This is a genomic window from Spirillospora sp. NPDC049652 (genome assembly GCF_040675125.1).
Lineage (GTDB): Bacteria > Actinomycetota > Actinomycetes > Streptosporangiales > Streptosporangiaceae > Spirillospora.
The window spans coordinates 1-6,205 of the sequence record NZ_JBFAOF010000393.1 but is presented as its reverse complement, the minus strand read 5'-3'; the positions used below and the strand labels follow the sequence as shown (position 1 = coordinate 6,205).

7 protein-coding genes and 1 pseudogene are annotated in these 6,205 nt (G+C 70.9%); 5 read left to right on the top strand and 3 right to left on the bottom strand.

Going from position 1 to position 6,205, the window contains the following annotated elements; all coding sequences use genetic code 11:
• Positions 1–555 (bottom strand): DUF4097 family beta strand repeat-containing protein (locus AB0J52_RS23105; RefSeq protein ID WP_500184034.1); only part of this gene is annotated, 555 nt, incomplete at its 3' end.
• 261 nt (positions 556–816) lie between these two features.
• On the opposite strand from AB0J52_RS23105, the gene AB0J52_RS23100 reads away from it, so the two are divergent.
• Together AB0J52_RS23100 and AB0J52_RS23095 are read left to right on the top strand one after the other, a co-directional pair.
• The gene (locus AB0J52_RS23100) at positions 817–1,554 is read left to right on the top strand and encodes a GbsR/MarR family transcriptional regulator (protein ID WP_500184033.1); all 738 of its coding nucleotides are present in this window, start codon (positions 817–819) and stop codon (positions 1,552–1,554) included.
• A 296-nt stretch (positions 1,555–1,850) separates the two neighbouring features.
• Complete coding sequence (locus AB0J52_RS23095) at positions 1,851–2,846, top strand: isopenicillin N synthase family dioxygenase (RefSeq protein ID WP_500184032.1); 996 nt, start codon at positions 1,851–1,853, stop codon at positions 2,844–2,846.
• On the opposite strand, the gene AB0J52_RS23090 is transcribed toward AB0J52_RS23095, so the two are convergent.
• The gene (locus tag AB0J52_RS23090) at positions 2,788–3,366 is read right to left on the bottom strand and encodes a winged helix-turn-helix transcriptional regulator (protein ID WP_500184031.1); all 579 of its coding nucleotides are present in this window, start codon (positions 3,364–3,366) and stop codon (positions 2,788–2,790) included. The genes AB0J52_RS23095 and AB0J52_RS23090 overlap by 59 nt on opposite strands.
• 73 nt (positions 3,367–3,439) lie before the next feature.
• Between AB0J52_RS23090 and AB0J52_RS23085 the strand changes: the two genes are divergently transcribed.
• Positions 3,440–4,210, top strand: a complete 771-nt coding sequence (locus AB0J52_RS23085; RefSeq protein WP_500184028.1) for a class I SAM-dependent methyltransferase — start codon at positions 3,440–3,442, stop codon at positions 4,208–4,210.
• Positions 4,211–4,290: 80 nt separating this feature from the next.
• On the opposite strand, the gene AB0J52_RS23080 is transcribed toward AB0J52_RS23085, so the two are convergent.
• Positions 4,291–4,743: a MarR family winged helix-turn-helix transcriptional regulator gene (locus AB0J52_RS23080; RefSeq protein ID WP_500184026.1), complete on the bottom strand. Its 453-nt coding sequence runs from the start codon at positions 4,741–4,743 to the stop codon at positions 4,291–4,293.
• 52 nt (positions 4,744–4,795) lie between these two features.
• Between AB0J52_RS23080 and AB0J52_RS23075 the strand changes: the two genes are divergently transcribed.
• Both AB0J52_RS23075 and AB0J52_RS23070 read left to right on the top strand, forming a co-directional pair.
• Entirely contained in the window at positions 4,796–5,713 is a 918-nt protein-coding gene (locus tag AB0J52_RS23075; RefSeq protein WP_500184024.1) for an alpha/beta fold hydrolase, read from the top strand.
• Between the two features lie 164 nt (positions 5,714–5,877).
• Positions 5,878–6,205, top strand: a pseudogene (locus AB0J52_RS23070) (hypothetical protein); the annotation flags it as partial.

Sequence of the window (6,205 nt, the reverse complement as noted above, 5' to 3'; positions counted from 1 at the left end):
GGCGTCCAGCGTCGCGGAGACGCCCGTGGCCGCGCCGACCGAGATGTCGCCGCTCTGGGTGCGCAGGACGACCTTGCCGCCCTTCGCCTCGGCGACGGTGATGTCGCCCCGGGTGGTGCTGATCTCCGCGGGACCGCCCAGCCGTCCCACCTCGACGTCGCCGTCGACCGCGGTGAGGTGGACGCTCGCGGCCTCGTCCAGCTTGATCCGGCGGTACGCGCCGTCGAAGACGACGTCGCCGAGGCGGCCCACGCCCCGGAGCTCGGTGGCGGCGGCCTTGGCCTCGACGCGGGAGCCGACGGGCAGCTTGACCGTGACCTCGATGGCCCCCGACGGGCCGAAGTACTGGTTCTTCTCGGGAGTCCGGATGCGCAGGACGCCGTCGGCGTATTCGACCGCGGTCTGCTCGGCCGCCTTGACGTCGCGCCCCTTCGACGCCTTGGCGGGGAGGATCTCGACCGCGGTGTCGGACCGGTGCGCGGCGATGAGCTGGACCCGTCCCGCCGGGACGTGGAGGACGGCGGAGATCGGGGCGGGGGTGTCGAACCTGTGCATCGTGCTCTCCCTTGCCGGGGCGTCGGCCAATTGTTTCTGACACTGGAAAAGCTACGTTGCTTTCCGAATCACTGCAACTAGTTCTTTGCCGATGAGCAGCATCAACGCAGGTAAAAGCGCAACAATCATTGCAACGGCCTCGGATTTAACGCAACGCGGAGACGCCGTCCGTTGCAATCAATCGAGGGCGAACGCTATGCTCGACGCGTTCGGGAGACAGTGAGCGGCCCGGTGGGCGCGCGGGGGACGAAGGGGGTCGCGATGCCGGGAGGCAGACTCACCCAGCAGGAGCGCCAGCAGATCGCGGTCGGGCTGGCCGACGGGCTGGCCTACGCCGAGATCGCCCGCCGGCTCGACCGCCCGACCTCCACGATCACCCGCGAGGTGGCGCGGAACGGCGGCCCCAGCGGCTACCGCGCCGACCTGGCCCACCGTGCCACCCAGCAGCGCACCCACCGGCGCGGGCAGGCCGCGCCCCGCGGCGCGCAGGTGACCCCGCAGCCCTACGGACGCGACGCCGAGGCCGTGCGCGACTACCAGGAGACCCTCACCACCGTCTTCATGGTCTCGGGCCTGCCCAAGATGATGGCCCGGGTGCTGGGCTGCCTCTACACCACCGACACCGGCAGCCTCACCGCCGCCGAACTCGCCCAGCGCCTCCAGGTCAGCCCGGCGTCCATCTCCAAGGCGATCACCTTCCTGGAGAGCCTGGAACTGGTCCGCCGGGAACGCGACGACCGCCGCCGCGAGCGGTACGTCGTCGACGACGACCTCTGGTACCAGTCGATGGTCCGCAGCGCCCGGACCAACGACCAGTTCATCGCGACCGCCAAGCAGGGCGTCGCCATCCTCGGCCCCGGCACCCCGGCCGCGACCCGCCTGGAGAACGCCGCCCGCTTCCTCGACTTCGTCAGCGAAGCGCTCCTGCGCGCCGCCGAACAGGGCCGCGAGGTCCTCTACACCGAGGTGCCCCCCGACGACACCCCCGAGCCGAACTGACGCCAGGGCACCCCCTCCAGGGCACCCCGATTTCGCCGCAGGTCATTGGCACCGGCCTCCTGGCGGTGCGGTCGGAAGCGGCCTTTCGCTCATGAGCCCTGACCGCGGACTTGAGGGTTGGTGGTCGGTTTCGGCTGGCTGTTGAGGCCGTGAGCGTCGAAAGCTTCCGGAATCGGTTCAACGGAACACTGAGAGTCATGGGTCCTGAAGAGCGACCCGAGCGGGCGCGGGCCGCCCGCTCGCTCCCCTTCCGCACCGTCCCGTCAGCCGACGGAACGCTCCGCAACGGAGGCACCATGACCTCGAACTCGGTCACGATGGTCGACGGATACGTACCGGTCATCGACCTCTCCATCCGGCACGACGCGTCCGGCCGTGCCGCGCTTGCCGAGGCGATCGGCAAGGCCTGCCGGATGTCGGGCTTCTTCGTCATCGTCGGCCATGGGGTTCCCGAGGAGCTCATCGGCCGGATGCACGCGGTGACCACCGCGTTCTTCACGCTGCCCGACGCCGAGAAGGAGCGGGTCGCGCACCGGCCGGGGTTCTCCGGATTCCGCAGGTCCGGCGGCACCACAGCCCAGAGCCTCGACCGAAGGACACCTCCCGACCTCTGCGAATCCTTCGGCGCACACGTCACCGGGGAACTCGGCGACCGGGAGCGCGAGGCGCTCGGCGACTACTGGGCGACCTGGAAACTGGCCAACCTGTGGCCCGAAGAGCCGGCGGGCTTCAAGGAGACCTGGCAGGAGTACATGGCGGCGATGCACGCCCTGGCCACCGACCTGCTGCGCCTCTGCGCCCGCGCCCTGGGACTGGACGAAGGCCACTTCGACGACAAGTTCGACCGGCACGTCTCCTCGCTCGTCGCCAACTTCTACTACCCCCAGGTGGACGAGCCGCTGCCGGGCCAGCTCCGCCGGGGCGCCCACACCGACTTCGGCGGGCTGACCGTCCTCCATCAGCAGGACGACACCGGAGGACTCCAGGTGCTCCAGGGGGAGGACACCTGGCAGGAGGTCCGCGCCGTCCCCGGCGGCTTCGTGATCAACATCGGCGACCTGATGGCCCTGTGGACCGGCGGCCGGTGGGTCTCGACCATGCACCGGGTCGTCAACCCGGAGCGGGCGGACGCGTCCTCCCGCCTGTCCGTCCCGTTCTTCTTCCAGCCCAACCACGACGCCGTCGTCGAGCCGATGCCGCCGCTGGTCCCCGGCGGGCAGCAGCCCCCAGCCGTCATCGCGGGGGAGTGGATGGCCCTGAAGACACGGAAGCTGTTCGCCCCGGCCCAGTAGCCGTCCCCTGCCTGGACTTCTGCGGTTCGCGGGCGGCGATGAGCGGGCCGAGGACCTGGGTGCCGGGACCGATGCGGCCGCCCGGGCCGGGCAGCTGGGTGGTGTTGTCGGCGGTGAGCTCGTCACCGCAGTGGGCGCACGTGGTGACGGCCTCGGTGTCGTGTCCGCAGTCCAGGTGGCGGATGCGCACCGGGGGCCCGGCCTCCCCGTACCAGCGGTCGCCCCACCGCATCAGCGCGAGCAGGACGGGATACAGCTCCCTGCCCTTCTGCGTGGCCAGGTAGTGCTCGCGGGGAGGGTGCTCCTGGTAGCGCTCGCGGACCAGGACGCCCTCCTCGGCCAGGCGGGCCAGCCGGGCGGCCAGGACCTTGCGCGAGATGCCGAGGTCGCGGGCCAGGTCGTCGAACCGGTTCACGCCCACCAGGACGTCCCGCATGATGAGCGCCGTCCACGCGTCCGCGAACAGGTCGGTGGCGCGCGCGATCGAGCACGCGACGTCGGTGAGCGGGGTCCTGGTCACCCCCCGAGCGTACCTGAGTTCCCTAAGGGGACTAAGGTCAGGTTTCCTAAGGGAACTCAGCAGGAGGAGTGCCATGGGACCGACCATCGAACTCGACTCGCGCGCGGCCGGGGCCATCGACGGCCGCCACATCCGCGCCCTGACGTTCCAGGACGTCCGGCTGGAGTACGTGAGCGCGGTGCTGAGCCGGCTCGGGATCGACCCGCCCGGGCGGACCGCCCTGGTCGTGGGCTCGGGACGGGGGCTGCTCGCCCGTGGCCTGGCCCGGCTCGGCCTGGACGTCGTCGCGCTCGACCCCTCCCCGGAGGCGACCGACCTGGCGCGGTCGGCGGGCGGGGAACCGGTCGAGTACGCGACCGCGCCCGCCGAGGATCCCGGGCTCGCCGACGCGTCCTTCGACCTCGTCTTCTACGCCGACACCTTCGAGATCACCGACGACCTCGACCGGGTCGTCGCGCACGCGGCCAGGCTGCTGCGCCCGGACGGCGTCCTGTTCTACGACACCGTCAACCGCACGCCCGTCTCCCGGCTGATCTACCTGGGCGCGTTCCAGGCGCTGCCGTTCACCCGGATCATGCCTCCGGGCCGCTACTCCGCCGCCCGGTTGCGGCCTCCGGAGGAGATCGCGGCCGTTCTCGCCGCGCACGGGCTGCGCAACGAGGACGTCTGCTCCTTCAAGCCCTCGAACGTCCTGGACCTGGTCCGGGCCACCGTCGCGCGCCGGAAGGGGAAGATCGACGATGAGGCGATCCCCGGCATGACGGGCTTCGTGCTCGAGCCGGACGGCAAGCCGATCGTCACCTACCTGGGGTACGCGCGAGCCCAGGGGAGCGCGGAGGCGTAACGCGACACGTGGCACGACTGCGTCATCTGGGTCTATCCAGGCTCGTCCGACGCATAGTCGCTGGGCCTGCAAACACGGCCCTATGGACTGGCGGGGACGTGGGAGTCGTAGAGGCGTTGCAGCAGCCGGTTGAGCCGGTCGCGATCGTCGGCGTCCAGAGCGTCGAGGAACCGCTCCTGTTCGGCGGCCGCCGCGTCGGCGACGGTCTCCAGCAGGGCGCTTCCCTGGCCGGTCAGGGTGACGATGCGGCGCCGGCGGTCGGTGTCGTCCGGGCGCCGTTCCACGAGATCGGCGGCGGCCAGCGAGTCGAGGACGAGCACGATGTTGCGCGCGTCCATGGCGACCAGCTCGGCCAGCCGCCGCTGCCCCACCGGCCCGTGCTCCTTCAGGGCCACGAGCACGGTGTACTGCCCCTGGGTGAGGCGGTGCTCGGTGAGGAACGCCGTCCATGAGCGCGCCGTCAGCGCCCCCAGACGCGCCAGCAGGAAACCGGTGCCGCGCTCGTAGGCGGGCCGGTCGTCGTCACCGCTCATACCGTCAGCCTATCCAATAGACATGACACATGTCGTTTGATAGACATGCTTCATGTCTATTAAGGTTCGACACTCCACCGTCCCGATCGGCGACCTGGTCCTGCACGTCGCGGAGTCGGGCGCGCCCGAGGGACGGCCGTTCCTGTTCCTGCACGGCTGGCCGGAGTCGTGGCGGGCGTGGCTGGGCGTCATGGAGGCCGCCGCCACCGTCCGCCCGGACGCTCGGATCATCGCGATCGACCTGCCCGGCATCGGCGACTCCAGGCGCGCGGCCGAAACCGGATCCGAGGGCGAAGCTGATGCCGGGGGAGCGGCACCAGCCGGGTCCAAGCTCAAACTGGCTGAGACGGTCCACGCGCTGGTGCAGCGGCTCGGCCTCACCGGTGTCACGCTCGTCGGCCACGACGCCGGAGGCATGGCCGCCTACGCCTACCTGCGGCACTTCGACGACGTCGAGCGCGTCGTCATCATGAACACCGTCATCCCCGGCGTCGACCCGTGGAACCAGGTGCTGCGCAACCCGTACATCTGGCATTTCGGCCTGCACGGCGTTCCGGGCCTGCCGGAGACCCTCGTCCACGGACGCCAGGCCGAATACTTCGACTACTTCTACGACGTGCTGTCCGCTGACCCCAGCCGGATCTCCGCCGAAGCGCGCGCGGCGCACGCCGCCGCCTACGGCAGCCGGGAAGCGCTCACCGCGGGCTTCGACCTGTATCGCGCCTTCTCTCAGGACGCCCGGGACAATGTCGCGTTCGCCGAGGCGGGCCCCGTCGACACCCCGCTGCTGTACGTGCGCGGCGACCGCGAAGGCGGCGACATCGACGCCTACGCCCGCGGCTTCCGCGACGCCGGAGTGAAGAGCCTGACCACCGCGACAGTGCGCGACGCCGGACACTTCTCCCAGGAAGAGCAGCCCGCCGCCGTCTGGCGGATCATCCACGACTTCGCCGACAGCACCACCCACTGACCCGCGCCGGAGAAACCGACACCGTCCGCCCGTGCCCGCGAGTCGGTAACGTCGGTCCGACACGCGGTGCCTGGCGTGCGGGGTGTGGTGTGCGCTTGCCCGGCCGCCTGTCGCCCGCGACACTTCGACGGCCGTCGAGACGACCTGATCCTAGGCTCCCGGCCATGAACTCAGCGCCCTCCAAGATCCCGCCGTCCGAAGCCGCGGTCGCCCACGTGGAGATCGAGCCGAGCATCCTGTACTTCGGGACGCCGGTGGTGCTCCTGTCGACGGAGAACCCGGACGGCTCGTTCAACCTCGCCCCGATCTCGTCCGCCTGGGCCCTCGGGCACACGGTCGTCCTCGGCCTCGGACGGGACGGGCAGAGCGCGCACAACCTCGCCGCCCCGGCCGACCTGGTGATCAACCTGCCCGCTCCGTCCCAGTGGCCGGCCGTGGAGCGGCTGGCCCCGCTGACCGGCCGGAACCCCGTGCTTGGTCGGCGGCACGGGG

Coding starts and splice junctions, on each gene's coding strand:
- AB0J52_RS23100 (WP_500184033.1), top strand. CDS start 817: ATGCCGGGAGGCAGACTCACCCAGCAGGAGCGCCAGCAGATCGCGGTC.
- AB0J52_RS23095 (WP_500184032.1), top strand. CDS start 1,851: ATGACCTCGAACTCGGTCACGATGGTCGACGGATACGTACCGGTCATC.
- AB0J52_RS23085 (WP_500184028.1), top strand. CDS start 3,440: ATGGGACCGACCATCGAACTCGACTCGCGCGCGGCCGGGGCCATCGAC.
- AB0J52_RS23075 (WP_500184024.1), top strand. CDS start 4,796: ATGTCTATTAAGGTTCGACACTCCACCGTCCCGATCGGCGACCTGGTC.
- AB0J52_RS23080 (WP_500184026.1), bottom strand. CDS start 4,743: ATGAGCGGTGACGACGACCGGCCCGCCTACGAGCGCGGCACCGGTTTC.